The sequence below is a fragment of the Polaromonas sp. YR568 genome (assembly GCF_943369675.1).
Taxonomy (GTDB): Bacteria; Pseudomonadota; Gammaproteobacteria; order Burkholderiales; family Burkholderiaceae_C; genus Polaromonas.
The window spans coordinates 15065-39152 of sequence record NZ_CALROB020000018.1 but is presented as its reverse complement, the minus strand read 5'-3'; the positions used below and the strand labels follow the sequence as shown (position 1 = coordinate 39152).

Annotated in this window: 25 protein-coding genes; 6 read left to right on the top strand and 19 right to left on the bottom strand. The window is 67.0% G+C overall.

Annotated elements, in window-relative coordinates; genetic code table 11:
- The first annotated feature begins 168 nt into the window (after positions 1-168).
- Complete coding sequence (locus ACLV8F_RS11700; protein WP_411884393.1) at positions 169-321, top strand: hypothetical protein; 153 nt, start codon at positions 169-171, stop codon at positions 319-321.
- Positions 322-578: 257 nt separating this feature from the next.
- Here the strand turns inward: ACLV8F_RS11700 and ACLV8F_RS11695 are convergent, their stop codons facing one another.
- From ACLV8F_RS11695 to ACLV8F_RS11685, 3 genes are all read right to left on the bottom strand, one after another.
- A complete protein-coding gene (locus tag ACLV8F_RS11695; protein ID WP_411884392.1) occupies positions 579-1526 on the bottom strand; it encodes a pseudouridine-5'-phosphate glycosidase in 948 nt (315 codons plus the stop codon).
- Between the two features lie 124 nt (positions 1527-1650).
- A complete protein-coding gene (locus ACLV8F_RS11690; protein WP_411884391.1) occupies positions 1651-1890 on the bottom strand; it encodes a hypothetical protein in 240 nt (79 codons plus the stop codon).
- 56 nt (positions 1891-1946) lie between these two features.
- Positions 1947-2735, bottom strand: coding sequence for an SDR family NAD(P)-dependent oxidoreductase (locus tag ACLV8F_RS11685; protein ID WP_411884390.1), 789 nt, complete (start codon positions 2733-2735; stop codon positions 1947-1949).
- Positions 2736-3085: 350 nt separating this feature from the next.
- On the opposite strand from ACLV8F_RS11685, the gene ACLV8F_RS11680 reads away from it, so the two are divergent.
- The 3 genes from ACLV8F_RS11680 to map all read left to right on the top strand — a co-directional run bounded on the left by ACLV8F_RS11680 (position 3086) and on the right by map (position 5965).
- Entirely contained in the window at positions 3086-4828 is a 1743-nt protein-coding gene (locus tag ACLV8F_RS11680) for a sensor histidine kinase (protein ID WP_411884389.1), read from the top strand.
- Positions 4829-4913: 85 nt separating this feature from the next.
- Positions 4914-5174 carry a ParD-like family protein gene (locus ACLV8F_RS11675; RefSeq protein WP_411884388.1) on the top strand — a complete coding sequence of 87 codons (261 nt, stop codon included), beginning with the start codon at positions 4914-4916 and terminating at the stop codon, positions 5172-5174.
- Positions 5174-5965 (top strand): type I methionyl aminopeptidase, encoded by a 792-nt coding sequence (gene map, locus ACLV8F_RS11670; protein WP_411884387.1) that lies wholly within the window; start codon positions 5174-5176, stop codon positions 5963-5965. Before ACLV8F_RS11675 ends, map begins: the two co-directional genes overlap by 1 nt.
- 57 nt (positions 5966-6022) lie before the next feature.
- On the opposite strand, the gene ACLV8F_RS11665 is transcribed toward map, so the two are convergent.
- From ACLV8F_RS11665 to ACLV8F_RS11625, 9 genes are all read right to left on the bottom strand, one after another.
- A complete protein-coding gene (locus ACLV8F_RS11665) occupies positions 6023-6931 on the bottom strand; it encodes an SDR family NAD(P)-dependent oxidoreductase (protein WP_411884386.1) in 909 nt (302 codons plus the stop codon).
- A 40-nt stretch (positions 6932-6971) separates the two neighbouring features.
- On the bottom strand, positions 6972-8018 hold the full coding sequence (locus ACLV8F_RS11660; protein ID WP_411884385.1) for an SMP-30/gluconolactonase/LRE family protein: 1047 nt from the start codon (positions 8016-8018) through the stop codon (positions 6972-6974).
- A 73-nt stretch (positions 8019-8091) separates the two neighbouring features.
- Entirely contained in the window at positions 8092-9030 is a 939-nt protein-coding gene (locus tag ACLV8F_RS11655; protein ID WP_411884384.1) for a 3-keto-5-aminohexanoate cleavage protein, read from the bottom strand.
- A 26-nt stretch (positions 9031-9056) separates the two neighbouring features.
- Positions 9057-9776 (bottom strand): ABC transporter ATP-binding protein, encoded by a 720-nt coding sequence (locus tag ACLV8F_RS11650; RefSeq protein WP_411884383.1) that lies wholly within the window; start codon positions 9774-9776, stop codon positions 9057-9059.
- The gene (locus ACLV8F_RS11645) at positions 9773-10528 is read right to left on the bottom strand and encodes an ABC transporter ATP-binding protein (RefSeq protein WP_411884382.1); all 756 of its coding nucleotides are present in this window, start codon (positions 10526-10528) and stop codon (positions 9773-9775) included. The genes ACLV8F_RS11650 and ACLV8F_RS11645 overlap by 4 nt, the downstream gene beginning before the upstream one ends.
- Positions 10525-11817, bottom strand: a complete 1293-nt coding sequence (locus ACLV8F_RS11640; protein WP_411884381.1) for a branched-chain amino acid ABC transporter permease — start codon at positions 11815-11817, stop codon at positions 10525-10527. The genes ACLV8F_RS11645 and ACLV8F_RS11640 overlap by 4 nt, the downstream gene beginning before the upstream one ends.
- Before the next feature lies 1 nt (position 11818).
- Entirely contained in the window at positions 11819-12760 is a 942-nt protein-coding gene (locus ACLV8F_RS11635) for a branched-chain amino acid ABC transporter permease (RefSeq protein WP_411884380.1), read from the bottom strand.
- A 47-nt stretch (positions 12761-12807) separates the two neighbouring features.
- A complete protein-coding gene (locus ACLV8F_RS11630; RefSeq protein ID WP_411884379.1) occupies positions 12808-14064 on the bottom strand; it encodes a branched-chain amino acid ABC transporter substrate-binding protein in 1257 nt (418 codons plus the stop codon).
- Between the two features lie 27 nt (positions 14065-14091).
- Positions 14092-14883 (bottom strand): SDR family oxidoreductase, encoded by a 792-nt coding sequence (locus ACLV8F_RS11625; protein WP_411884378.1) that lies wholly within the window; start codon positions 14881-14883, stop codon positions 14092-14094.
- 243 nt (positions 14884-15126) lie between these two features.
- Here ACLV8F_RS11625 and ACLV8F_RS11620 point away from each other — a divergent pair, with 243 nt between their 5' ends.
- Positions 15127-17100 (top strand): GAF domain-containing protein, encoded by a 1974-nt coding sequence (locus ACLV8F_RS11620; protein ID WP_411884377.1) that lies wholly within the window; start codon positions 15127-15129, stop codon positions 17098-17100.
- A gap of 72 nt (positions 17101-17172) precedes the next feature.
- Here the strand turns inward: ACLV8F_RS11620 and ACLV8F_RS11615 are convergent, their stop codons facing one another.
- The 3 genes from ACLV8F_RS11615 to ACLV8F_RS11605 form a co-directional block, all read right to left on the bottom strand.
- Complete coding sequence (locus tag ACLV8F_RS11615) at positions 17173-17763, bottom strand: DUF308 domain-containing protein (RefSeq protein WP_411884376.1); 591 nt, start codon at positions 17761-17763, stop codon at positions 17173-17175.
- A 149-nt stretch (positions 17764-17912) separates the two neighbouring features.
- The gene (locus ACLV8F_RS11610; RefSeq protein ID WP_411884375.1) at positions 17913-18497 is read right to left on the bottom strand and encodes a TetR/AcrR family transcriptional regulator; all 585 of its coding nucleotides are present in this window, start codon (positions 18495-18497) and stop codon (positions 17913-17915) included.
- 44 nt (positions 18498-18541) lie between these two features.
- Positions 18542-19447 (bottom strand): AraC family transcriptional regulator, encoded by a 906-nt coding sequence (locus ACLV8F_RS11605; protein ID WP_411884374.1) that lies wholly within the window; start codon positions 19445-19447, stop codon positions 18542-18544.
- Between the two features lie 99 nt (positions 19448-19546).
- Between ACLV8F_RS11605 and ACLV8F_RS11600 the strand changes: the two genes are divergently transcribed.
- Positions 19547-20296, top strand: coding sequence for an SDR family oxidoreductase (locus tag ACLV8F_RS11600; protein ID WP_411884373.1), 750 nt, complete (start codon positions 19547-19549; stop codon positions 20294-20296).
- A gap of 21 nt (positions 20297-20317) precedes the next feature.
- Here ACLV8F_RS11600 and ACLV8F_RS11595 read toward each other — a convergent pair whose 3' ends face one another.
- From ACLV8F_RS11595 to ACLV8F_RS11580, 4 genes are all read right to left on the bottom strand, one after another.
- On the bottom strand, positions 20318-20590 hold the full coding sequence (locus ACLV8F_RS11595) for a hypothetical protein (protein ID WP_411884372.1): 273 nt from the start codon (positions 20588-20590) through the stop codon (positions 20318-20320).
- A gap of 60 nt (positions 20591-20650) precedes the next feature.
- Positions 20651-22297, bottom strand: coding sequence for a methyl-accepting chemotaxis protein (locus ACLV8F_RS11590; RefSeq protein WP_411884371.1), 1647 nt, complete (start codon positions 22295-22297; stop codon positions 20651-20653).
- Between the two features lie 155 nt (positions 22298-22452).
- The gene (locus ACLV8F_RS11585) at positions 22453-22782 is read right to left on the bottom strand and encodes a YciI family protein (RefSeq protein ID WP_411884370.1); all 330 of its coding nucleotides are present in this window, start codon (positions 22780-22782) and stop codon (positions 22453-22455) included.
- A gap of 200 nt (positions 22783-22982) precedes the next feature.
- Entirely contained in the window at positions 22983-23888 is a 906-nt protein-coding gene (locus ACLV8F_RS11580) for a LysR family transcriptional regulator (protein ID WP_411884369.1), read from the bottom strand.
- Positions 23889-24088 lie beyond the last annotated feature (200 nt).

The window sequence follows — 24088 nt, the reverse complement described above, 5'->3', positions numbered from 1 at the left end:
CCTCCTCCATTCTGAGGAGGCAGCACCAGGGTTAAAAAGCGGTAACAGGCAATGGCAAGGCCGTCGCGGGACGATGCCGAAAACAATTTTTCGAATCCATTGGAATAAGTGCAAAGGCCGGCCCGTCTATGCAGAGGCTTACTCCCCTCAACTTCCACTGGATTCCCCATGAAACGCTATTTCCTCGCCACCTCCCTCGCCCTCGGCATGCTGGGCGCCGCCCATGCGGGCCAGGCAAGCAATGACGCCGGCACGCACTTCCAGGCCATCGCCAGCGGCGGCCTGGGCATCTTGATGCCCAGGTCGCCGGCGCCGCGTTGACACGCACGCTCACAACCGAGAACCTCAAGGCCATCGGCGCCACCGCCCAGGACAAGGTGGACTTCGGCGCCTGGTCGGTGGTGGCCGGGGTGCGCTTTGACCGGCAGACATTTCTGTACGGCGCCACCGGCGTGCTGCCGGTCGAAGAATCACGCTGGTCTCCCAAGCTTGCGGTTCTGCATCGCTGCCGTCGGCCGGGAAACCCAGGGTCTAGGGCAATTCGACGCGGCGCGGCCGCACGATGGGACGCGTGGGTGCTACGCCGCGCCCGCCCCACGCCCCGCTTGCGCCAGCGCCAATGCCAGCCTGGCGCCCACCTCGGCGTTGTGCTTCACCAGCGCGATATTGGTCGCCAGGCTGCGCCCGCCCGTCAGCGCCTTGATGCGGTCCAGCAGGAAGGGCGTCACGGCCTTGCCGGTGATTCCCTGCGCGCCAGCCTCTGCAAGCGCCTGCTGCGTCAGCGCATCAATCTCTTCGCGCGGCATCGCCGCCGCCTGCGGCACGGGCGTGCTCAGCAGCACACCGCCCGCGAGGCCCAGGTCCCACTTGGTGCGGATGAAGCGGGCCTGGTCCGCCGCGGCATCCAGCCTGAAGTCCGCGCGAAAGCCGCTGTCGCGCGTGTAGAACGCGGCGAAGTTGTCCTGCCCGCAGCTGAGCACCGGAACGCCGTGTGTTTCCAGGTATTCGAGGGTGAGGGCGATGTCCAGGATGGACTTCGCGCCGGCACACACGACCGCGACGGAGGTTTTCGCCAGCTCCTGCAGGTCGGCCGAGATGTCGAAGGTCTCCTGCGCGCCGCGGTGCACACCGCCTATGCCGCCGGTGACGAAGACCTCGATGCCGGCCAGTGCCGCGCATATCATCGTGCCGGCCACCGTGGTGGCGCCCAGCCCGCCACCGGCCAGCGCGGCCGGCAGGTCGCGGCGGCTGACTTTGGCCGCCTGGCCGGAACGGCCCAGCAGCTCCAGTTCCTCATCCGACAGGCCGATGCGTATCCGCCCCGCGATCACGGCGATGGTCGCCGGCTCGGCGCCCATGCCGCGGATCAAGGCCGCCACTTCGCGCGCGGTGCATACGTTCTCCGGGTAGGGCATGCCGTGCGCGATGATGGTGGACTCCAGCGCCACCACCGGGCGCCCCGCGGCCTGTGCAGCCGCCACGGGCGCGCTGCGGGTCAACCAGGAACGGGCGAAGTCGGAAACCATGGCTGTGCTTTCAACGGTGTAGTTCCAGCTGAGTATGTCGCATCAGGCAGGCCTGCGATTGCATGCAGGCGCAGGGGATGCCCTTCGGGCAGCGACACCCTTGCTTCTGAAGTGACGGCTGTACTTAGCCGGGCAGCTCGGCCTCGAAACGTTCCAGTTCCTCCTCCACCGTCGTCCCGCGGCCGCGGAAATCCCGCCCGGCCTGGCCATACCAATACCCGGCATTGCCCAGGTCGCCTTCCTGGATGTGCAGGATGCCGTGCAGCCAGGCGGCCGGCGCCGACTCGTCGCTTTGCACCAGCGTGTGTGCCTCATCCCAGCGCCCCGAACGCATGTGGACCAGGGCTTGGCGAAGAATGTCCATCGGCAGCTCCTTGAATGCATTGACTGTAGCCGCAGGCGATGCCGGGCTTCGACGGCCTAGACCACGGTGTCCACCACGCCGCCGTCGACCCGGAGCGCCGCGCCGGTCGTGGCGGACGCCTGTTCGGAACTGACGTAGAGGATCATGTTCGCCACCTCCTCCACCCGGGCCGCGCGCCGGATGATGGAGGAGCTTCTGTGGGTGTTGACGAAGTCGGCCGCGACCTTTTCAAGGCTCTCGCCGGTGCGTTCCACGTCGGCCTTGAGCATGTCGGCCACGCCTTCTGAAAGGGTGGGCCCCGGAAGCACGGCATTGACCGTCACGCCCGTTCCGGCCATGCGCTTGGCCAGGCCGCGCGAGACCGCCAGCTGGGCGGTTTTCGTGAAGCCGTAATGAATCATGTCGGCGGGGATGTTGACCCCCGACTCCGACGAGATAAAAACAATCCGCCCCCATCCGCGGCTGGCCATGCCGGGCCCGTAGGCCCTGGACAGCTGCACACCCGACATGACGTTGACCTGGAAGAAACGCTGCCATTCGCTGTTGGGCGTTTCAAAAAAGTCCTGGGGGCCGAACACGCCGAGGTTGTTGATGAGGATGTCGAAGTCCGGGTATTCGGCGACCAGCCGCGCGCAGGCCGCTTCGTCGCTCAGGTCACCGGCAAAGCCGGCCACCTTCGCTGCCGGGCCGCCCAGCTTTGCGATGGCGGCGGCCACGCCCTTCTCGCTGCGCCCGTTGATGACGACACTCGCGCCCGACGCCAGAAAACCCCTGGCGGCGGCAAAGCCGATGCCGCTGGTTGAACCGGTAATGAGCACCCGGCGCCCCGTGAAATCAATGACCATGATGCAGCTCCTTGTGTAGGCCGTCTACTGTGAATCATTTGCCATTCATTGACAATCGCCCCGGTCAAATTCACCATTCGATCCATCCGGAAGCCGGGGCGGATTGACGCAGCCGCGCCATCCTGAATGCGTCTCGTAACACCTTCCGGTTCTGTGCTGGAAAACGATGCCCTTCGCCGTATTTCTCCGTGCTATGGTGGGCCAACGCAGGTCGCGGCCCCCGGGAGCCGCGCGCTGGCCTTGCTCGAATTCCCGGGATACACAGTGAGCGCCCTGGCTTCAATCTTCTTGAATCGGCTGGAGCGAATGCGATGCCAACCTTTCGGAACCTGAAAACAGTCTTGCCAGGCATGGCACGCACGGCCCTGGGCATCGGTGTGCTGTATGCGGTGCTGGGCCTGTCGTGGATTTTCGGGTCGGATGCGCTGGTGGCATCGATCTCCACCGACCCTGAATGGACCGCATCGGCGCAACGCTACAAGGGAGTCTTTTATGTTCTCAGCACTTCTTTTGCGCTTGTCTTCCTGATCAGCGCGGGCTACAAGCGCCTGTTCCAGGCACTGGACCGCGTCGAAAGCACGGAACTCCGTATGCGCGACATGTTCCTGCAGCACCCGCAGCCCATGTGGGTGTACGACAAGGAAACGCTCGAATTCCTCGCGGTCAACGATGCCGCGATACGCTACTACGGCTACTCGCGCGAAGAGTTCATGCGCATGACCTTGAAGGACATCCGACCGGCGGAGGATGTCGCTGGCTTTCTGGCCGCGAGACAAAGGGCCGAGGGCGGCCACAGGGACATCGGGGTGGTGCGGCACCGTAAAAAAAGCGGTGAACTCGTCTTTGTCCACCTTGCCCTGCATGCCGTGCAGTTTGCGCAACGCCACGCCGCGATGGTGATGGCTCTCGACGTGACGGCGGAGGTCCTGTCCAAGCGCGCGCTCGAACGCCAGGAGGCGCAGTTCCGGCAATTGCACCAGAGCCTGGCCGATGTGCTGTGGATCGCCTCCGCCGACGGCAGCACCATGCTGTATGTCAGCCCGTCGGCCGAGCATCTCTACGGCCATTCCCCGGAGGCCTTGATCGCCAACCCCGACATGTGGCTTCAGCTGGTGCATCCGGACGACGCCGGCATCGCCGCGGCGTCGCACCACACCCTGCTGGCGATGGGCGAGGCGAGCTGTGAATACCGCATCCGCACGCCGTCGGGCGAGGTCAAATGGATCAGCGACCGCAAGCGGCTGATTGTTGACGACGAGCGGCTGGTCACGATGATGGGAGGCATCCTCAAGGACATCACCGCGGACAAGGAGCGGGAGACCCTGCGCGATGCCAGCCACCTGGAGCTGGAACGGCAGGTCGCGGAGCGCACCTCCGAACTGCAGCGCGTGAACGCCGAGCTCGACGCCTTCGCCAGGACCATCGCCCATGATTTGCGGGCACCCCTGACCACCGTGGTCGGCTTCACCCAGCTGGTCAGCAAGCGCTATGCATCCGCCCTGGAAGGCGAAGGCGCCAGAATGATGGGCCGCATCGACCGTTCGGCCAAACAGATGGCCCACCTGATCGACGACCTGTTGTCCTTGTCCCGGGCTTCGACGGCCCCACTGGAAATCAGGAATGTGGACCTTGTCCCGATTGCCCGTGACATCCTGGAGGAACTGCAAGACCAGGAGCCGGAGCGCAAGGTCCGCTTCGAGGCGCCGGAATCACTGCGGGTGCGGGCGGACCTGGGCCTGGTCCGCCCGCTGTTGGCGAATTTGCTGGGCAACGCGTGGAAGTTCACCGGCAAGCGCGAGGATGCGTCTATCCGCCTGTCCGCGGACAGCGCCGCGCCCGATGCGGTGGTCTGTATCCGGGACAACGGCGTGGGCTTCGACACGGATCAAGCCGGGCTGATCTTCCAGCCGTTTCAGCGCTTCCACACGCTCAGCGAGTTCAGCGGAACCGGCATTGGGCTCACGACCTGCGAGAGGATTGTTCACCGGCACGGGGGGCGGATATGGCTGGAATCGAAACTGGGTGAAGGCACCTCGGTGTTCTTCACGCTGTCCCCGGGGACCGAAGCGGTGCATCCTGAACCTGCCGGGTGAGCGGCTTGCGCGCAGACGGCCTTGCATCAAGCCAGGACATATGAAACGCATATAATTCATCTACGTTTCATATAGAGAGCCAGCCATGGGTATTGTCAAGATTTCAGACCTGATGCACGAAAACCTGCGCGTGGCGGGCAACGCGCTGAGCCGGTCCATCAATGCGCAGGCCGAGCACTGGATGCGGGTCGGCATGCTGACCGAGATGCACCCGGACCTGGACTACCGCGAAATCTGCCGGCTGCTGGTGCGCGCTGAACTGGCGGGCGGCCTGGACATCACCGTGGCGGCCACGGCGCAGCCCGACAAACCCCGCGCCGCCCCCTCCCCGGCCAGGAAACACTGATGGCCCGCGGCGTTCCCATCCACTCCACCGCGGACATCGGGATGTCACGGCGGGCCGCCCAGCTTGCGGCCGAGGTCCTCGGCATGATTGAGGCCCACGTCGTGCCGGGCGTCAGCACCGAGACGCTGGACCAGATCTGCCACGACCACATCGTGAAGGTCCAGGGCGCCATTCCCGCCAACGTGGGCTACCTCGGCTACCCGAAGACCGTGCTCACTTCCGTCAACCAGGTGGTGTGCCACGGCATTCCCTCGCCCGGCAGGATTTTGAAGAAGGGCGACATCATCAACATCGACGTCGCCGTCATCAAGGACGGCTGGTTCGGCGACACCAGCCGCATGTTTTTTGTCGGCGAGCCCGGCGTGCTGGCGCGCCGCCTGGTGGAGACGACTTACGAAGCCATGCTGGCCGGCATACGCCAGGTCAGGCCGGGCGCGACGCTGGGCGACATCGGCCATGCGATCCAGTCGGTCGCCCGGCGCGAGCATTTCAGCGTGGTGCACGAATACTGCGGCCACGGCATCGGCAAGGTCTACCACGATGAACCGCAGGTGCTGCACTACGGGCGGCCCGGGGAAGGGCTCAAACTGGAGGCGGGGATGGTGTTCACCATCGAACCGATGCTCAACGCCGGCAAGCCGGAAACCCGGCAAATGCCCGACGGCTGGACCGTCGTGACAAAAGACCGGTCCCTGTCCGCCCAGTGGGAACACATGGTCGCCGTCACACCCCAAGGTTATGAAGTGCTGACCGCCTGGCCGGGAGGCACGGGCGCTTACGCGCCGGTGTGACGCCCGGCGGCCTGCCGATGGAGCGCCGTGCAACCAGCCGTGCAACCAGCCGCGCAATCAGCCCGCCGCAGCCGCTTCCGTGTCCAGCCCCGCCTTGGCGAGTTCCAGCCTGTACTGTTCCCATCCCGAAGCGGGCACCATTTCGCCTTCACGGCCGCGGATTTCGTCGAGGCGGCTACGGACCTCATCGGCCGCGTCGTCGCCGCCGCCTATGAACACGCCGCGCGTCATGGTCACGTGCGCGCATTCAAAGCTGCCTGCGCCGGCCAGCAGGATCATGCGCGTCGGTGCGTCGTCGCCGACGAGCGCCACCAGGCCGGGGCTGACTTTTTCGGGCGCCAGGCCCAGCAGGGTTTCATGCGGCAACACGCCTTCGGTCATCCCGGTCGCCGCGCTGGGCGCGAGGCAGTTCACGCGGATGCCGTGCCGGGCGCCTTCCAGCGCAAGGGTCTGCATCAGGCCCACCAGCGCCATCTTGGCCGCGCCGTAGTTCGCCTGGCCGAAGTTGCCGTACAGGCCCGAAGACGACGTCGTCATCACGATACGGCCGTGGTTCTGGGCGCGCATCGTTTCCCACACCGCCTTGCTGCAATGGACCGCCCCCATGACGTGGACGTCGAGCACCAGCCGGAAGTCGTCGAGCGGCATCTTCGCGAACGACCTGTCGCGCAGGATGCCCGCGTTGTTCACCAGGATGTCGACACGCCCCCATGTGTCAGCCGCCTTGGCCACCATGGCCTCCATCTGCGCGTAGTCGGTCACGTCGCCGCCGTCGACGAGGGCCTCGCCGCCGAGACGCCGGATCTCCTCCACCACGCGCGCGGCGGACGAGCCCTCGCGGTCGCCGTGCAGGTCGTTCACGAGCACGCGCGCGCCGTGCCTGGCCAGCTCCAGCGCGTGCGCGCGCCCCAGGCCGCCGCCCGCACCGGTGACGATGGCCACTTTTCCCTGTAAATGTTGACTCATGAAGCTCTTTCCATAAAAAAAAACGATTGCGATTGCGCGCTCAGCGATGCGAGTACAGGGCCGTCCCCGCCGCGAAGCCCCTGGCATGAAAAATCCAGGAGCCCTCGCCGCCCTTGGCGTCGTTGGTCAGGATCACCATCTCGTCCGTCCCGGGGATGAAACCCACGCTGGTGGAGCGCAGGTTGTGCCCGCTTTCGCGCTTGGGCAGCAGCACCTGGCCGATGGCGATGCCGTTCGGGTTGAACACCAGCACCCTGCCCTGCGAATACATGGCGACGTAGACGTTGCCATCCTTGTCCGAGCGCATCGAGTCGGGCGCGAAGCCGTTGAAGTGGTAGGGCACGGCGGTGCCGAAGGGCGCGATGGTGGTCGGGTTGGCCAGTTCCACCTTGTGCAGGCGGCCCGCGCTAAGCTCCGTGGCCCACAGCACCTTGCCGTCGGGGCTGAGGCACACGCCGTTGGCGATGGCCATGTTCTTCAGCATGGGCGTGATGGTCCTGAAATCCGGCGACACGTAATACACGCCGCCTATGGGGTCGCTGGAGCTGCCGCGAAAATCGGTGAAATAAAAGCCGCCGTCGGCATCGAACACCAGGTCGTCCGGCAGGTAACCGGCGCTGGCCGGCACGACGGTGGTCAGGCCGCTGCCGTCCGGGTTGATCCAGAAAATGCTGCCGGTGTCGACGAAGTTCCCGAGGCCGGCCACGAAGATGCGGCCGTCCTTGTGGATGGCGATCCCGGCCGAACCCAGCGCATTGGCGGGCAGCACCGTGCTGAGCACCTTGCCCGGTGTCAGCTTGAAGACCGTGCCCCCGAACACGTCCACGAACAGCAGGTTGCCGGCACGGTCGAAGGAGGCGCCCTCCAGCTGCAGCCCCTCGCTGGACACCTTGAAGAAGGGCCGCGCGGTGACGGTGAGCAGGCCGCGCTCCGCCGGCGGAATGGGAAAAGGGCCGCGCAGGTCGGGCCGGTAGCGCAAGGCCGGCGCGGCCGCAAAGCAGGGCAACGGCGCAAGCGCCAGCGCGGACCGGGCCAGCGTGCGCAGGGTGCTGCGCCGGTTCAGGCGGATGGTTTGCGGGTCGTTCATCGTGTTCTCCGGTGGGTGGAACAAACAGTGCGACGTGAAGCGTTCGGCGGTGGATGCAAGAGAGCCGGCACGCCTAGAAGGCGACCGCGTCCGCGCCCTTCAGCCCCAGCATGACCCGCGCCTCGTCGGGCGTCGCGATTTCCAGCGACAGCTCTTCCAGGATGCGGCGGATCTTGAGCACCTGCTCGGCGCAGGACGCCGCCAGCCGGCCCTTGCCGATGTAGAGGCTGTCTTCCAGGCCGACGCGCACGTTGCCGCCCAGGACCGCGCCCATGGTGAGCAGCGACATCTGGTGGCGGCCGGCGCCCAGCACCGAGAAGCGGTAGGCGTCGCCGAAGAGGCGGTCGGCCGTGGTTTTCATGAAGACGAGGTTTTCCGGGTCGGGGCCTATGCCGCCCAGGATGCCTTGGATCATCTGGATGAAGAGCGGCCCCTTGACCAGGCCTTCGTCCATGAAGTGCGCCAGGTTGTACAGGTGGCCGACGTCGTAGCACTCGAACTCGAAGCGGGTGCCGCAGTCCTCGCCCAGGAGTTTCAGGATGCGCTTGATGTCGCGGAAGGTGTTGCGAAAGATCAGGTCTTCCATGCCTTCGATGTAGGGCTTCTCCCAGTCGTGGCGCCATTCGTGGATCTTGCCCGCCGCCGGATGGATCGAGAAGTTCATCGAGCCCATGTTCAGCGAGCACATCTCGGGCTGGGCCTGCAGCGGGTAGGCCAGGCGCTCCTCCAGCGTCATGCGCGTGCTGCCGCCGGTGGTGATGTTGATCACGGCATCCGTCGCCGCCTTGATGCTCGGCACGAACTGGTCGAAGACCGCCGGGTCCGCCGTGGGCCGGCCGTCGCCGGGGTCGCGCGCGTGCAGGTGCAGGATCGCGGCGCCGGCCTGGGCCGCGTCGATGGCCTGCTGCGCGATGTCGCCCGGCGTCAGGGGCAGGTAGGGCGACATCGACGGCGTGTGCACCGAGCCGGTGACCGCGCACGAGATGATGATTTTTTCCTGGGCTTTTGCCATGGGTTCCTTTGATGTCAGACGGCCAGTCAAACGGCCAGCCAATCCGCGAGCAGCTTCTCGTCCGAGGCCAGCTGCTGCGGCGTTCCTTCAAACACGATCCGCCCGTGGCCCATCACGCAGACGCGCGTGGACACCTTCAGCGCGATCGCGAGCTTCTGCTCCACCAGCACGACGGACACGCCCTTGCGGTGCATGTCGCGGATGCACTCACCGACCGCCGTGACGATCTTGGGCGCCAGGCCCTCGGTCGGCTCATCGACCAGGATGACCTGAGGATTGCCCAGCAGCGATCGGCAGATCGTCAGCATCTGCTGCTCGCCGCCCGAGAGGTTGCCGGCCTTGGTGTGGCGTCGTTCCTTCAGCCGGGGGAAGTAGGCGAACATGTCTTCGACCGTCCAGCGCGTGGCGCCGGGCGCGGCGGGCTGCTCGCCCATGCGGAAGTTCTCGTCCACCGTGAGGTTGTGGAAGACCTCGCGCTCCTCCGGCACATAGGCCACGCCCGCGCGGCAGATCGCATACGGCCGCGCGCCGGTGATGTCGCGCTCCATCAGGTGGATGCGCCCGCCGGTGGGCGGCACCAGCCCCATGATGGCTTTCATCGTGGTGGAGCGCCCGGAGCCGTTGCGGCCCAGCAGGCTCACCACTTCGTTGCGCCCGACGTGGAAGCTGACGCCGTGCAGGATGTGGCTCTTGCCGTAATGGGCGTGCACCTCTTCCAGCGACAGCAGCGGGACGGAGCCGGTCATGCCGACACCTCCTCGCCCAGGTAGGCTTCCTTCACCGCCGCGTTGGCACGGATTTCTTCGGGGGTGCCGGTGGCGATGACCTCGCCGTAGACCAGCACGCTGATGCGGTCGCAGAGGGAGAACACCACCTTCATATCGTGTTCCACGATCAGCAGCGCGCGTCCGCGCGTGACGCTGCGTATCAGCTCCGCGGTGTAAGCCGTCTCTTCGTTGGACATGCCGGCCATCGGTTCGTCGAGCAGGATGGCCTTGGGATCGGAGGCCAGCGTCATGGCGATCTCCAGCGAGCGCTGCTCCGAATAGGACATCTCTCCGGCAATGGCCTGCGCGCGCCGCTGCAGGCGCACCTGCTCGAGCAGCCGCTCCGTTTCTTCATTGATGCGCCGCTCCCTGCCGACCAGCGACCACAGCCTGTACTGCAGGCCGTAGGGCCGCATCACGGCCAGGCGCAGGTTCTCGAAGACGCTCAGCTTCGGGAAGATGTTGGTGATCTGGAACGAGCGCGACAAGCCGAGCCGGTTGACCTCCTGCGGCGAGCGGCCGTCGATACGCCGGCCGTCGAAAACAATCTCGCCGGAACTCGGCCGCAGGTTGCCCGAGATGAGGTGGAACACGGTGGACTTGCCGGCGCCGTTCGGGCCGATCAGGGCGTGGCATTCGGCGGGCCGCAAAGTCAGGTCCACGCCGCGGATGATCTCGGTCGGGCCGAAGGCCTTGCGCACGCCGCGCAGGCTGAGGACGCCTTCGCTCATGCCGCGCTCCCTGGGGTTCCGGTCACGGCCGCGCCCGGCGCGGCATCCGGTTCCTCCCGCGCCGACAGCACGCAGAGCCAGCGCCGCACGCCCAGCACCAGCGAGCCGCCGAGCGCCAGCAGCAGCGCGGGCACCAGCCATGTCAGCACGGCCGACGGCGGCCAGGCCCGCCCGAACAGGGCGATGGGCGGCCAGGGCGCGGAAGGGTTGGCGCCGGCCATCGCGCGGTAGTCCTGCGAGAACATCCGTTGCAGCAACTCCACCGTGAAGGCCGTGCCGGCGGCCAGCAGCGCGGCGGCGGCCATGCAGGCGAGCAGCACCGGCACGAAGCGGGCCGTGCCGATGCGGCGGCGCAAGCGCCCCGCGGCGCCGAACAGGCCTGCCAGGCCCTCGGGCATGAACATCATCACCAGGACAAACAGGATGCCCTGGTACAGCAGCCAGGACTGGGTGAGGTCCGAAGCCGCATAGCCGAAAAAGGTCATGATCGAAGCGCCCAGCGCCGGGCCCAGGAAGAGCTTGACGCCGCCTATGTACGTGTTGAGGACGACCGAGGCCGACAGGTGCGCGTCGAGCACCACATAGTTGGCGGCCTCGTTGTTGATCACCTGCAGGCCGCCGGCCACGCCGGAAAACATCGCCGAGATGGAAAACACCAGCACGCCCAGGCGGTGCACGTCATAGCCCAGGAAGGCCAGGCGGTGGCCGTTCTCGCGCAGCCCCAGCGCCAGCCGGCCTACCGGCGTGAAGGTGAAGAAGTACAGCAGCGCCAGGCAGGCCAGCACCCAGGCCAGCGTCAGGTAGTAAACCTGCGAGGTCGAGCCGAAGCTCAGGCCCATGGACGGCATGCGCATGGCCGAGACACCAGCCTCCCCGCCGAAAAGCCCCTTCAGGTGCGGCGCCAGCGAGTGCAGCAGCTCGGCGATGGCCAGCGTGATCATGGCGAAATAGGTGCCGGTGCGCTGGGTGGCGAACCAGCCGGCAACCGCCCCCATGAGCAGCCCGCCCAGCGCGCCGGCCAGCGGCAGCAGCGGCGTCGGCAGCAGGCCGGCCCCGCCCACGGCGTTCATGGCGTGCACGGTGGCGAAGGCACCCACGCCGAAGTAGGCGGCGTGGCCGAAGGACAGCATGCCGGCCTGGCCGCACAGCACGTTGTAGGCGCTGGCGAATAACACCGCGATCAGCATCTGGATCGCGGCATTTAACAGCCCTTGCGACAGCAGCGCCGGGGCGGCGGCGAGCAGCAGCACGCCGAGGATGGCCATAACGGGAGCAGACCGGAATTTCATGTCAGGCCTTTTCACCCAGCAGGCCGGTGGGACGCACCAGCAGGATCAGCAGCATCAGCGCGAAAGGGATGGTGGCGGCCAGGCTGGAGACCTTCAGCGTGAGCAAGCCGCCCACACCTTCGGCCCAGGCGCGCGCGCCAACCAGGGCGAAGGCGTCGGCCAGCGTCGCATCCACAGCCACCGCCAGGGAGGTGACGACACCGATCAGCAACGAGGCCAGCATCGCGCCTTCGAGCGATCCGAGCCCGCCGACGACCACCACCACAAAGACCATGACGCCCAGCTCGAGCGCCATGTTGGGATTGGTCGTGTAGAACGCGCCCGCCACCGCGCCGGCCAGGCCGGCCAGCGCCGCTCCCACGCCGAACACACCCATGAAGACCAGGGGCACGTTGTGCCCCAGCGCCTCGGCCATGCGCGGCCGGTAGATGGCCGAGCGCACCACGATGCCGGCCCGCGTTCGCGTGAGCAGCAGGTAAACCACGGCAAACATGGCCACGGCCACGCCGCCCATCAGCACCCGGTAGGCCGGGTAATTCGCGCTGCCGATGGTGAACGCGGCGAAGTCCAGCGACGCGGGGATGCGGTAGTTGACCGGGAAGTTTCCGAAGAACAGCTTGACCAGCTCGGCGATGATGAAGGAAAGCCCGAAGGTCAGCAGCAGCTCGTGCGCATGGCCGTGGCGGTGCACCCGGCGCAGGAAGAAGCGCTCGACCGCCATGCCGACGAAGCCGACCAGCAGCGGCGAGACGGCCAGCGCGCCCCAGAAACCCAGCACGCCCTGCAGGGCGTAGGCGAAGTAGGCGCCCAGCATGTAGAAAGAGGCATGCGCAAAATTGAGCACGCCCATCATCCCGAAGATCAGCGTGAGGCCGGCCGAGACCATGAAAAGCAGCAGGCCGTAGATGACCCCGTTCAGCAGGGAAACGATGAGAGTGTCCATGTGTCTTGATGGCATGCGGGCCGGCGCCGGGCGCCGGCCGCGGGGCTTCAGGAAGGCCGCTGCATCTTGCAGCTGGCCTGCGCTGGCGTGGCCGCTTCCGCCGCGCTGAACAGCTTCACCGGCTTGAAGCCCATGTCGGTGTCGTCGGCCTTGTACTTCGCGTCCTTGGCGACCGTGGACACCACAATGGGCAGCAGCGCCTGGTGGTCGGCCGCGCGCATGGTCATTTCACCGTTCGGCGTCTTCACGCGTGAGCTTTCCATGGCTTTGGCCAGCTGGTTCACGTTGAGCTTGCCGCCTTCGGGCTTCACCCGCTTGAGCGCATCGGCCACCATGGCCATCCCGAAGACGGTCTGCGGCTCGGTGGCCACGGGCAGGTGGCCGGTCTTGGCCTTGTAGTCGTTGACGAAACGCTCGCCCTCGGCGCCGCCGGCTTCCGGGTTGAAGGTGTGGGCGACGAAGTGGCCGATCGCCAGGTCGCCCGCGTTGCCGATGTTGCCCGGCTGGTCGAGGAAGATGGTGCCGAAGCGCGCCTTCAGCCCCGCCGCCTTGGTCGCCTTCATCAAGAGCAGCAGGTCGTTGGACCAGTTGCCCGTCATCACGGTGTCGGCCTTCGCGGCGCCTATCTTGGCGACGTAGGGGGCGAAATCCTGGATCTTGTTCACGTCGTGCAGCGTCTTTTCCACGACCTGGTAGCCGCCCAGCTGCGCGTTGTCGACGATGGCCTGCTCCATGTCCTGGCCCCAGGAATAGTTCTGGTTGATCGAGTACACCCGCGAGCCCAGCGCGTTGGCCTGCTTCATCGCCAGCACCAGCGCCTTGGTGCGCACCTGCGCGTTGCCGCTGAAGCGGAAGTGGTGGAAGTGGCATTTTTCGCCCGTGAGTTCCAGCGCCTCGGCGCCGACGTTCACGTAGATGATTTCCTTGCCGGGGTTGCGCAGGTTGTGTTTGCGCACGTCCTCGGTGATCTGCCCGCCCACGGCGGACGAAGCGCCCTGCACCACAATGTGCACGCCGTCGGCCACGGCCGCCTTCAGCTTGTCGGCCGCGCCGCCGGGGCCGCCCTGGTTGTCGTATTCAAGCAGTTGCACGGGCTGGCCGTTCCAGCCGCCCTCCGCGTTCATGCGCTCGACGGCGTAGCGCGCCGCGGCGCGGTAGGTCAGGCCCGAGGCGGCCTGCGGGCCCGAGAGCGTTTCAATCACGCCGATCTTGACCGGGTCGGCCAGGGCGCCGCCGGATGCCAGGCAGGCGGCGGCCAGCGCGGCCAGGTTGAAGAGAGTGGAAGGACGCTTGCTTTTTTTCATGATGATGTCTCCTGCGTTGAAGTGCTGTTACAGATACTCGATGTTGGCGTCCACGCTGACCGCCTGGCCGCTGATGTTGCGGGCCGCGGGCGAGCACAGGAAGAGCGCCATGGCGGCCACGTCCTCGGCGCTCACCATGCGCCGGAGCGAAGTCTTTCGGATGTACTCGTCGCGCATCGCGTCGGCGCTGACCCCGGTGGCGGCCGCGCGCGCGGCGATGACGCTGTTGATGCGCTCGCCTTCCACGATCCCGGGCAGGATGGCGTTGGCGCGCACGCCCTGCGGACCAAGCTCGATCGCCAGCGACTTCACCAGCCCCACCACCGCCCACTTGGTGGACGCATAGGGCGTGCGGAAGGCGTAGCCCAGGCGGCCCGCGACGGAACTCATGGCCACGATGCAGGGGTTGGACTGGGACTCCTTGAGCATCGGCACGGCCCGGCGGGCGAACAGGAACTGGCTATGGAGGTTGACGGCGACCGTGCGCTCCCACAGGCTCGCGTCCATGCTCTCGACGGGCCCCGTGGGCCCCGCGATGCCGGCGTTGCTGACCAGCACGTCCAGGCCGCCCAGCGTGCCGCGCACGTCGTCGAAGACGAGGTCCACGTCGCGCTCGATGGACGCGTCCGCCGCGCTGCTGGTGATGCCGGGGGCCTGCACGGCCAGCCGGTCCAGCGCGGCGCGGTCGATGTCGCAGACGTGGACATGCGCACCGGCCTCGGTGAACGCGCGGGCGATCACCGCCCCTATGCCGCTGGCACCGGCGGTCACAAGGACCCTCAGGCCGGGCGCGGGCCGGAGCGAGTCGAGAATGGTCATGCGATGGTTATCCGTGTTCAGGTTGGCGTTGGCATGACTGTCGCGGATCGCCCCCGCGAATCCAATGTGCCGCCCCCACACCGGATGCCGTGTTTAGATGTGCGGGGAAGACTCCGTACAAACCCGAAGGGGAATGCGCCCGCGCGCGCGGGCCTGCCCCGGGAAAGCACGCGCAGCGCGCGCAACGCCCGTCTGTTAGCCTCTGCGGTCCGGCGGCATTGCACGCCGGGCAAGGAGCCGGATATGTCGATCGAGTTCGAGGCCGAGGCCGCCCAGGAAACCGCCTGGGACCTCGTCAGGATGCTGCACCAGGGAGCCGCCGCGGCGGACTTCGCCGACCAGCTCGCCCGGGTGGAGCTGCTACCGGAAAGCAGCGCGGCCAAGCCGGGCCTGGTCGAGCTCGTGCGCATGGCGATGGCGCTTCGCAACCGGCTCGACCTGTCGCAGCAGCGCGAGAGCGGCATGATGGCGGTCATCGAATCGGCGCGCGACCTCTCCAGCCGCCTGCACGTCAAGGAACTGCTGGGCGCGATCGTCTCGCGCGCGCGCAACATGCTGGGCGCGCAGCTGGCCTGGCTCTCCGCCTACGACACCGGCCTGGCCGCCTTCCACGTCCTGGCCGCCGACGGCGCCCTGGTGCGCAGCACCGGGGAAATGGTCGCCGGCCGCGACCTCGGCATCGTCAGCGTCGTCGTCAGGACACGCCTGCCCTTCACCACGCCCGACTACCTGAACGACACCCGCTTTCCCCACGACCCGGCGCTGGACGCCAGCTTTCGCGAAGAAGGCATTGCGGCGGTAGTCGGCGTGCCGCTGCTGTGGGAAGACGAAGTGATAGGCCTGCTGTTCGTCGCCGACCGCTACCACCGCACGCACACGGCGCAGAACATCTCCGTGCTCTCCACCCTGGCCACGCACGCCGCCGTGGCCATCAAGAACGCCCTGGCGTTTGAGCAGGCCGGCGCGGCGCTCGCCAGCGCCGAAGCCGCGCGCGCCGAACTGGAGCGGCACACCGCCAAGGTGCAGGCGGCCGCCGAGGCGCACGAGCAGATGACCTCGCTGCTGGCCCAGGGCGCGTCCCTGGGCAAACTTTGCGAACTGATCGCCCGGCTCATGCAGGGCAGCGTGCTGGTGCTTGACGACGGCGCCCAGGTCATAGGCCGCGGCAGCGCGCCCGGTTATGCGGACTCCGCAGCGGAACGCTACGAAGCGCACGGCGACCACAGCGGCGCGCTGGTGAAGGCCTTGCGGGGCAGCCGGGAAATCGGCCGATCGGTGGCCGCCTACGACGTCGACGGGGAGTCCTGCCGCGCCAGCGCGGTGATCGCCGGCGACGGCGTGCTCGGCTCCGTGCTGCTGTTCCGCCGCGGCGAACTTGATGAAATGGCTATTCGCACCTTTGAGCGCAGCACCAGCATCGTGGGCATCGTCCTGCTCTCGCGGGAACGCATGGAGGCGACCCGCAGCCGCGACCAGTCGGCCCTGCTGCGGGCGCTGGCCTCACCGCGCCAGGACGACCTCGCCATCCTTTGCGAGCGCGCCGGCCGCTTCGGCCTGGAGCTGTCGCAGCCCTGCTCGCTGATCCTGGTGGAGATGGGCGACCCGCAGGCCGCGCAGGAATCCAGGCGGCTGCGCGCGGCCAACCTGCTGCCCAACACGGTGTTCGACGAGATGGAAGGCGTGCTCACCATCCTCTGCGCGACGACGCAGGCCGAGGACGTGCGCCGCACCGTCGCCGGGCTGGCGAGCGCCAACCTGGGCGCCGACTACCGCGGTGTGGTGTCGCGGCCCCTCGCCGGCCCCGCCGACATACCGGCCGCGCACCTGACCTTGCGGCGGGCCCTGCCCGTGCTGGGGCGCATAGGCGTGCGCGGGCGCATCGTCGGCCAGAACGAACTGGCCCTGTATTCAACCCTGTTCGAAACGCACGACCGGGCCAGCCTGGCCGCCTTCCTGGACACCACCATAGGCGCGCTGACGGCGCACGACCAGAAGCGCGGCTCCGAACTGGCGACCACGCTGCTGAGCTATTTCGACAGCAACCAGAACGCCAGGGCGGCGGCCGAACGACTGGGCATCCACGTCAACACCATGCGGCAGCGGCTGGCCACCGTCGAAGACCTGATCGGGCATTGGGGCAACGCGACGCGCGCGCTGGAAATCCATATCGCGCTGCGGCTGTGGAACCTGGGCCGCGACCTCGGCGAGGGAACGTGATGGCCCGCCGCGTCCCTTGTTGAATTCGGCCGGGACCTGACCCGGCCGGTCCGCGTGCGGACGATCAAGGCATCAAGCCTGGATGGACCCGGGTTTCCGGCGCCGCATGTCGGACACCACAAGCCAGAGGGCCGAGAGCAGGAAATAGAAGGCGCCGAACGCCGCGTAAGGGGCGATGTCGGTGATGCCGGGCACCGTGGGGGCCGTCGCTTGCCTGACGAAGAAGGTGCCGGCCAGCGCCGACTGCGCGCCGCTGGCGATCATCGCCCACTGCGCGCCATGGTGTTTCCAGCGCCGCACGCCAGTTGCCAACTGGAAGAGGCCGGACAGCACGGCCCAGACGCCAAACACACCGAGCACCGCGTTCATGCTGATCCCGAGTGCGATCGCAACGCCCACGGCCGTTACGCCGCTTGCCACCATGTTGAGCGACTGGGGAAGATTTTTTTGCAGTCCCCCATTACGCCGCGCGTCGACAAAATTGGCCGCGGCGTCCCAGGCGGGATAAACCAGCAGCAGCGCGGCGGCGGCGCCCGGCATGCTTTTGCCCACCGTAAAGGCGGCCAGCACCCAGACGGCCGAGAAGGCCGCCCGCGAAAAATAGTAGGGCTTGAGCCACTGGTTTCCCTGCGGGGAAGTGGGTTGGGTGTTTGTGTCAGTCATGAGTTTGTCCTGTGAAATGAAAGTAGAGAGCCGACGCGCCTTTGCGGCGGCGGTGTTGAGCAAGGGGAAAATCGCTATCTATCAGTAGGTAGGTTGTGAGGCGAAAAAAAAGGCACGCATGGCCGCTTGAGGCCAGGGCGTGCCGCCGTTCAGGCGCGGGTCAGTCGCTCCACGCTGGCCGCCACGATGGTGGCGAAGACCTCCGGGTCGCCAAGCGCGCGGGCCGACAGCATCGCGCCGTGGACCGTCGCCATCAGGGCCATCGCTTCCGGCTCCGGATCGGCACGCAGCCGGAAGACGCCTTTTGCGGCGCCCTTCTCCAGCACACCCGCGAGCCAGGCCGCCAAGTCGCAAAAATGCCCCCTGACCTCGTCGGCCACCTGCTCGGGGATCGCGGGCAGTTCAGCCGCCAGCATCGCGCAGACGCAGAAGGACGAGGACCTGTCGAGGATGCAGGCCGCCCAGTACCCCGTATAGGCCTGAAGTTGCGCCAGCGGGTCGCTGATCTGGCTCTCCATGGCGGCCAAGCCTGTGCGCGCCTGCTCGCGGTAGCGCCTCACCACGGCCTGCACAAGGTCAGCCTTGCCGGGGAAATGGTGATGGACGCTGGCCTTGCTGATGCCCACCGACGCCGAGATATCGGCATAGCTGAAGCCGTTGTAGCCGCCCGCCGCCAGCAGCGCCTGGGCGCGCGTGATGATTTCGCCGGCCCGCGAAGAGAGTTCTGGTTCCATGGGCGGTAGTCTACCAACTAGTAGGTTAATGTCAAGCAGCCGGCTTATTCCGCGGCTGCCAGCCCGCGCGCGTACTGCGTGGGCGACTGCCCGACGTGGCGGGTGAAGGCCACGCTGAAGGTGCTCGCGGAGCCGTAGCCGACGCGCTCGGCGATTTCGGCAATGCCGGCTTTGCGGCGGCGAAGCAGGTCCTTCGCGAGGGCCATGCGCCAGGCCAGCAGGTATTCCATGGGCGTCAGGCCGACGGTGCGGCTGAAGCGCTCGAAGAAGGTCGAGCGCGAAAGCGCCGCCTCCTTCGCCAGCTCCGCGACGGTCCAGGCCCGCGCCGGCGCCTCGTGCATGGCGCGTATCGCGGCCGCAAGGCGCGCGTCGGCCAGCCCGCGCACCAGGCCCGGCGACGCCGCCGTGCCGGCCGCCGAGCGCAGGGCCTCGATCAGCAGCACCTCCAGCAGGCGCGCGAGCACCACTTCGCGCGCCGGCCGTTGCCCGCGCGTCTCATCGCTCACCAGTTGCACCAGCGTCGCAAGCCGCTGCTCGCCGCGCACGTGCACCAGCTGCGGCAACAGCGGGACCAGCAGGGCCGCGTCGGGCGAACCGAAACTGCAGTGGCCCGCCAGGATGCGCAGGTCCGTCGGGCCTTGCTGCGCGCCTATCCTGAACAGCCCCTGGCCCACTTCGACGGGCATGGAGTCGGCCACGCCAATGGGCGGCGCCAGGCTTGACATGGCAATGCCGAAGGCCGCGGGGATGAGCACAAAATCACCGGCCTGCAGCTCGACCGGCTCATCCTTGCCGAGCGCAAGGCGGCAGCCGCCCTCCAGCACGACGCAATAAAAAGGCTGGCCGGCGTCCGAGCGGCGGATTCGCCACGCGCCCGCGCCGACGACCTGCTTGGCGAAGCGGGCGGCGGGCTGCAGCAGCGACACCACCTCGGCCAGTGGATCCACCATGGTCGGACTCCTGAACATGAGATACGGACCCTCGATGGTAGCAAGTCCGGGCCTGGCGGCCTATCGTCGGTGAATCACCCATCACATGAAAGAACTTCCATGCCAACCATCCTCATCACCGGCTGCTCCTCGGGCTTCGGCCTGGAGACCGCGCGCCACTTCCTCGAACGCGGCTGGCGCGTGATCGCCACCATGCGCACGCCGCGCGAAGACCTGCTGCCGCCGTCCGGCCGACTGCGCGTGCTGCAGCTCGACGTCACCGATGCGCAAAGCATTCGCCGCGCCATCGAGGCCGCGGGGCCCATCGACGTGCTCGTCAACAACGCCGGCTTCGGCGCGCCCGCGCCCTTCGAGCTCACCAGCATGGAGACGGTGCGCGCGCTGTTCGAGACCAACACCTTCGGCACCATGGCGGTCACGCAGGCCGTGCTGCCGCAGATGCGCGAGCGCCAATCCGGCGTCATCGTCAACGTGACTTCGAGCGTGACCTACAAGCCGCTGCCCCTGGTCGGCGTGTACCGCGCCGCCAAGGCGGCGGTGAACGCGTTCACCGAATCGCTGGCGGCCGAGGCCGAACCCTTCGGCGTGCGCGTGCGCATCGTGCTGCCCGGCTCGTCGGGCGAGACCAACTTCCGCGAGACCGCGCGCGCCGGGCTGCGCGGCATCGAGGACGCGGCCTACGGCGAATTCATGAAGCAGGCCATCGCCCGCATGATGGCGTCCACCGGCCCGGGAACGCGCGCCACGGACGTCGCCGAGGCCGTCTGGCTCGCGGCGACCGACCCATCGGCCCCGCTGCACATCCCGGCCGGCGCGGACGCCGTGCAGTGGGCCGCCGAAGCGCGCTGATCCGCGCCGCCTCCCGGGGGCTCAGGCGCCGCCTGGAGTGCCCAGCCGCCCTTCCGGTGCGCGGACCCTGCCGTGCGGCGCCGCGCAGGGCATGCCGGCGGTCCGCTCCAGGTCTTCGTCTATCTTCCGGCAAGCGGATTGCGACGCTTCGTGCAGGGCGCGCTCGGCCGTACCGGTATGCCGGCCCTCGCCAAGAAGTGTTCCTTCCAGCTGTTGTCGCGACATCCATTGCTCGTCATGCCGGCGCATATGGATGGTGACGATCTGGTGGCGGTAAATAAAACTGTGTTGCATGGGATGGCCCGGGATTTCCGTGTTGATTGGAGCCGCCCCGGGAGACCTCTTGATGACATGTCAGGAAGCGGCGATCGCCTTCCAGGCCTGCGGCGGCTGCCGGGGCGTATCCACCGGCCTGTTCGCACTTCCGCGTTGCGCCACGCCGCGCTGCTCGTGCCCGGCGCGCAGCCTGAACACGCTGACCAGCTGCGACAGGCCGCTGGCCTGCTCCTGCAGCGAGGAGGCGGCCGCGGCAGCTTCCTCGACCAGCGCGGCATTCTGCTGCGTGACCTGGTCCATCTGCGTGATGGCCTGGTTGATCTGCTCTATGCCCGAAGTCTGTTCCTGGCTGGCCGCGGTGATCTCGGCCATGATGTCGGTCACGCGCTTGACGCTGTCGACGATCTCGTCCATGGTCTTGCCGGCTTCGGCGACCTGCTTGCTGCCTTCCTCGACCTTGTCGACCGAGTCGCTGATCAGGGTCTTGATTTCTTTCGCGGCGGCGGCGCTGCGCTGCGCCAGGCTTCTGACCTCGGCGGCGACCACGGCAAAACCGCGGCCTTGCTCGCCGGCACGCGCGGCCTCCACAGCGGCGTTGAGCGCCAGGATGTTGGTCTGGAAAGCAATCCCGTCAATCACGCCAATGATGTCGACGATCTTCCTGGACGACGCATTGATCGCGCCCATGGTGCCGACGACTTCGGCGACCACGCTGCCGCCCCTGACGGCCACGCTGGAGGCGGAAACCGCCAGCTGGTTCGCCTGCCTGGCGTTGTCGGCGTTCTGTTTGACGGTGCTGGTCAGCTCTTCCATCGAAGCGGCCGTCTCTTCGAGCGAGCTGGCCTGCTCTTCGGTGCGCGACGACAGGTCGTGGTTGCCGGTGGCGATCTGGCTGGACGCCGTCGCGATGGTGTCGGTGCCGCTTCGCACGTCGCTGACGATGCCGGCCAGGCTTTCGTTCATGTCCTTGAGGGCCTGCAGCATCTGCCCGGTCTCGTCCTTCGTGGTGACCTCAATGGTTGCCGAGAGGTCGCCGTCGGCCACGCGCCGGGCGATGGCGACCGCCTCGTTCAGCGGCCGCGTGATGCTGCGCGTCGCCAGCAGGCCCAGCGCGATGCTGACGGCCGCGGCCACTCCGGAAATGAGCAGGAGCAGCATCCGTGTCTGGCTGGCCTGGGCCGACGATTCCTTGCCCGACTCCACCATCAGGCCGGACTGGAGCTCAATGATGTCGTCCAGCACGGCGAAATAGGCCAGCTGGGTCGGCCGCAGCTGTTTGATCAACAGCGCCAGCGCTTCGTCCTTCTTTCCTTCCTTGGCCAGCGCGATAAAGGCGGTCCTCTGGGTGACAAACAAGGCTCTCGACGCATTCACGGCCTGCATCAGCTCACGGCCCTTGGCCGAAGTGATCATCTTGTCGAGCTTTTCCAGCGAATCAACAATGATGCGCGTGCTTTCCTCGATGTTGGCAAACTCCTTTTTGATCTCCTCCGCATCGCTCATCAGCAGGAGGTTGCGCATGTTGCGGGCGGTTTCGTTCAGCTCATCCTTGACCGTGTGCGCCAGCACCGTCTTGGGATAGCGGTCCGTATTCATCAAGTGGATGTCTTCGCTCATCCCCGACACCCGGGTGTGGGCCAGGGTTGCCAGTAGCAGCAGCAATGCGATCACGGCGCCGAAACTGAGCATCAGTTTCTGGCCTATTTTCAGGTTTGCGATATTCACTTTTTTCTCTCCCCTTGGTTGAAACAGTCGATCAGCAAGTACCGCATCGGCCGTGCAATCGAAAGAATGCTTACTGCTTTCTTATCGGCAGCGAAGGGAAGAACTTTAGGCGGCGCGCCTGCCCGCGCGTTTTTTCGGGGCGGGTGGCGCGGCGATCAGGTGTGAAAGGGCACCCAGAGCATCTTCACGTCGACGTTCAACATGCCGGACTGCACCGTCGGGTCGTCGTTCCCGATCCTGGTGGCTTCCGCAAGATCGGCGGCCTTGAAGATGGTCATGCCACCGTCGGCCAGCACGCCATTCAGGCCGCCGGCTTTCTCCATGAAGGGGCCGCTCAGCACCGTCAGGCCCTGCTCCTGCATTTTCATCATGTAGCCGACGTGGCCCATGAACTCGGGCTGTTCGTTGTATTTCACGCCCTGGACCCAGTTGGGGCCCGGCGTCTGGAAGGCGACAAAGTAGTGGGGGCCGTTTTCGTCAATCATTTTCATACTCCGGTAGATCGGTTCCCCAAGAAAAGCTCGGGGGCTTGGGGTACCGCTTGTGCCACTTCGTGTCACGTCCTGTCGCGGCGCCCTGGTATGAAATGTAGGTTCGGCGCCCCGCTGGCGGAAGGCCGGGCGGGGCTATAGGTCCTATGCCGTGGCGGCATGCCCGGCCTCTTCTGAGGCGCCGGCCGGCCGGGCTAGCGGATTTTGAGGAGCGGGTTTTCGGCGAACAGCTCCGCCAGGAATTCAATGAACACCCGTGTCTTGGCCGGCAGGCGCCGGCTGCCCGGCCACACCGCATGGATGGGGAAGGGTGCGGGCGCATAGCCCTGGAGCAGGGGCACAAGACGGCCCTCGTCGACGTCCCGGGCATAGAGCCACCCGGCGTTGTGCGCAATGCCCAGGCCGGCCAGAACGCCCGCCCGGATGTATTCCGCATCGTTGCTGCGCAGGGGGCCTTGCGGCACATACTCGACCGGGCCTGACGCGCCCTGGAACTGCCAGGGCCTGGGCGCGTCCTTGGCCATGAAGGCGATGCAGCGGTGGTCCTTCAGCTCGTCCGGCGTCTGGGGCACGCCGGCGCGCTCCAGGTAGGCGGGCGCGGCCACGGTCATATAGGCCATGCTGCCGATACGCCGCGCCATCAGGGTTGAATCGCTGAGCGTCCCCATGCGGATGGCGAGGTCCAGGCCGTCTTCCACCAGGTTCACATAGCGCTGCGAGACGTCAAAGTCCACCGACACGTCCGGATAACGCGCGAAAAATTCCGGCAGCCGCGGCACGATCTGCATGCGGCCGAAGGCCGGTGAAAGCGCGACGCGGACCAGGCCGGCGGGTGAGGCCTCGCCCTTGCCGACGCGCGCCTCCACGTCGTCCACGCTTTGCACGATCTCGGTAGCCGCCTCGTAGAAATCCTGCCCCGCATCGGTGAGGTTCAGGCCGCGCGAGGTCCTGCGCAGCAACTGGGCCCCGAGCTTGAGCTCAAGGCCGGCGATCAATTTGCTGACCGTCGGCTGGCTGATGGCGGACTCGCGCGCGACCTTGGAGAAATTGCCGGTGTCTGCGACCCGCAGGAACAAACGCATGACATCGATTCTGTCCATTTGAAGCGGCTCTCCAGGGGAAGGTTGTGGCTTGCATTATGGGACACCCCCGCCAGGCAGGCGGCAACCCCGTACACCGCCCATTCACCGGCGGCATAGCTTGTATGCCGCCGCGCGGCCTTATCGCGGGCCGCATGCGACCCCAGACTAAGGGCACGGCCAGCGAGTGATTCCACTGCCTGGCCGGCTCGTTCAACTCT

Bases quoted from the DNA above. Each gene is read 5' to 3' on its own strand.
- ACLV8F_RS11700 (WP_411884393.1), top strand. From the start codon at position 169: ATGAAACGCTATTTCCTCGCCACCTCCCTCGCCCTCGGCATGCTGGGC.
- ACLV8F_RS11695 (WP_411884392.1), bottom strand. From the start codon at position 1,526: ATGGTTTCCGACTTCGCCCGTTCCTGGTTGACCCGCAGCGCGCCCGTG.
- ACLV8F_RS11690 (WP_411884391.1), bottom strand. From the start codon at position 1,890: ATGGACATTCTTCGCCAAGCCCTGGTCCACATGCGTTCGGGGCGCTGG.
- ACLV8F_RS11685 (WP_411884390.1), bottom strand. From the start codon at position 2,735: ATGGTCATTGATTTCACGGGGCGCCGGGTGCTCATTACCGGTTCAACC.
- ACLV8F_RS11680 (WP_411884389.1), top strand. From the start codon at position 3,086: ATGGCACGCACGGCCCTGGGCATCGGTGTGCTGTATGCGGTGCTGGGC.
- ACLV8F_RS11675 (WP_411884388.1), top strand. From the start codon at position 4,914: ATGGGTATTGTCAAGATTTCAGACCTGATGCACGAAAACCTGCGCGTG.
- map (WP_411884387.1), top strand. From the start codon at position 5,174: ATGGCCCGCGGCGTTCCCATCCACTCCACCGCGGACATCGGGATGTCA.
- ACLV8F_RS11665 (WP_411884386.1), bottom strand. From the start codon at position 6,931: ATGAGTCAACATTTACAGGGAAAAGTGGCCATCGTCACCGGTGCGGGC.
- ACLV8F_RS11660 (WP_411884385.1), bottom strand. From the start codon at position 8,018: ATGAACGACCCGCAAACCATCCGCCTGAACCGGCGCAGCACCCTGCGC.
- ACLV8F_RS11655 (WP_411884384.1), bottom strand. From the start codon at position 9,030: ATGGCAAAAGCCCAGGAAAAAATCATCATCTCGTGCGCGGTCACCGGC.
- ACLV8F_RS11650 (WP_411884383.1), bottom strand. From the start codon at position 9,776: ATGACCGGCTCCGTCCCGCTGCTGTCGCTGGAAGAGGTGCACGCCCAT.
- ACLV8F_RS11645 (WP_411884382.1), bottom strand. From the start codon at position 10,528: ATGAGCGAAGGCGTCCTCAGCCTGCGCGGCGTGCGCAAGGCCTTCGGC.
- ACLV8F_RS11640 (WP_411884381.1), bottom strand. From the start codon at position 11,817: ATGAAATTCCGGTCTGCTCCCGTTATGGCCATCCTCGGCGTGCTGCTG.
- ACLV8F_RS11635 (WP_411884380.1), bottom strand. From the start codon at position 12,760: ATGGACACTCTCATCGTTTCCCTGCTGAACGGGGTCATCTACGGCCTG.
- ACLV8F_RS11630 (WP_411884379.1), bottom strand. From the start codon at position 14,064: ATGAAAAAAAGCAAGCGTCCTTCCACTCTCTTCAACCTGGCCGCGCTG.
- ACLV8F_RS11625 (WP_411884378.1), bottom strand. From the start codon at position 14,883: ATGACCATTCTCGACTCGCTCCGGCCCGCGCCCGGCCTGAGGGTCCTT.
- ACLV8F_RS11620 (WP_411884377.1), top strand. From the start codon at position 15,127: ATGTCGATCGAGTTCGAGGCCGAGGCCGCCCAGGAAACCGCCTGGGAC.
- ACLV8F_RS11615 (WP_411884376.1), bottom strand. From the start codon at position 17,763: ATGACTGACACAAACACCCAACCCACTTCCCCGCAGGGAAACCAGTGG.
- ACLV8F_RS11610 (WP_411884375.1), bottom strand. From the start codon at position 18,497: ATGGAACCAGAACTCTCTTCGCGGGCCGGCGAAATCATCACGCGCGCC.
- ACLV8F_RS11605 (WP_411884374.1), bottom strand. From the start codon at position 19,447: ATGGTGGATCCACTGGCCGAGGTGGTGTCGCTGCTGCAGCCCGCCGCC.
- ACLV8F_RS11600 (WP_411884373.1), top strand. From the start codon at position 19,547: ATGCCAACCATCCTCATCACCGGCTGCTCCTCGGGCTTCGGCCTGGAG.
- ACLV8F_RS11595 (WP_411884372.1), bottom strand. From the start codon at position 20,590: ATGCAACACAGTTTTATTTACCGCCACCAGATCGTCACCATCCATATG.
- ACLV8F_RS11585 (WP_411884370.1), bottom strand. From the start codon at position 22,782: ATGATTGACGAAAACGGCCCCCACTACTTTGTCGCCTTCCAGACGCCG.
- ACLV8F_RS11580 (WP_411884369.1), bottom strand. From the start codon at position 23,888: ATGGACAGAATCGATGTCATGCGTTTGTTCCTGCGGGTCGCAGACACC.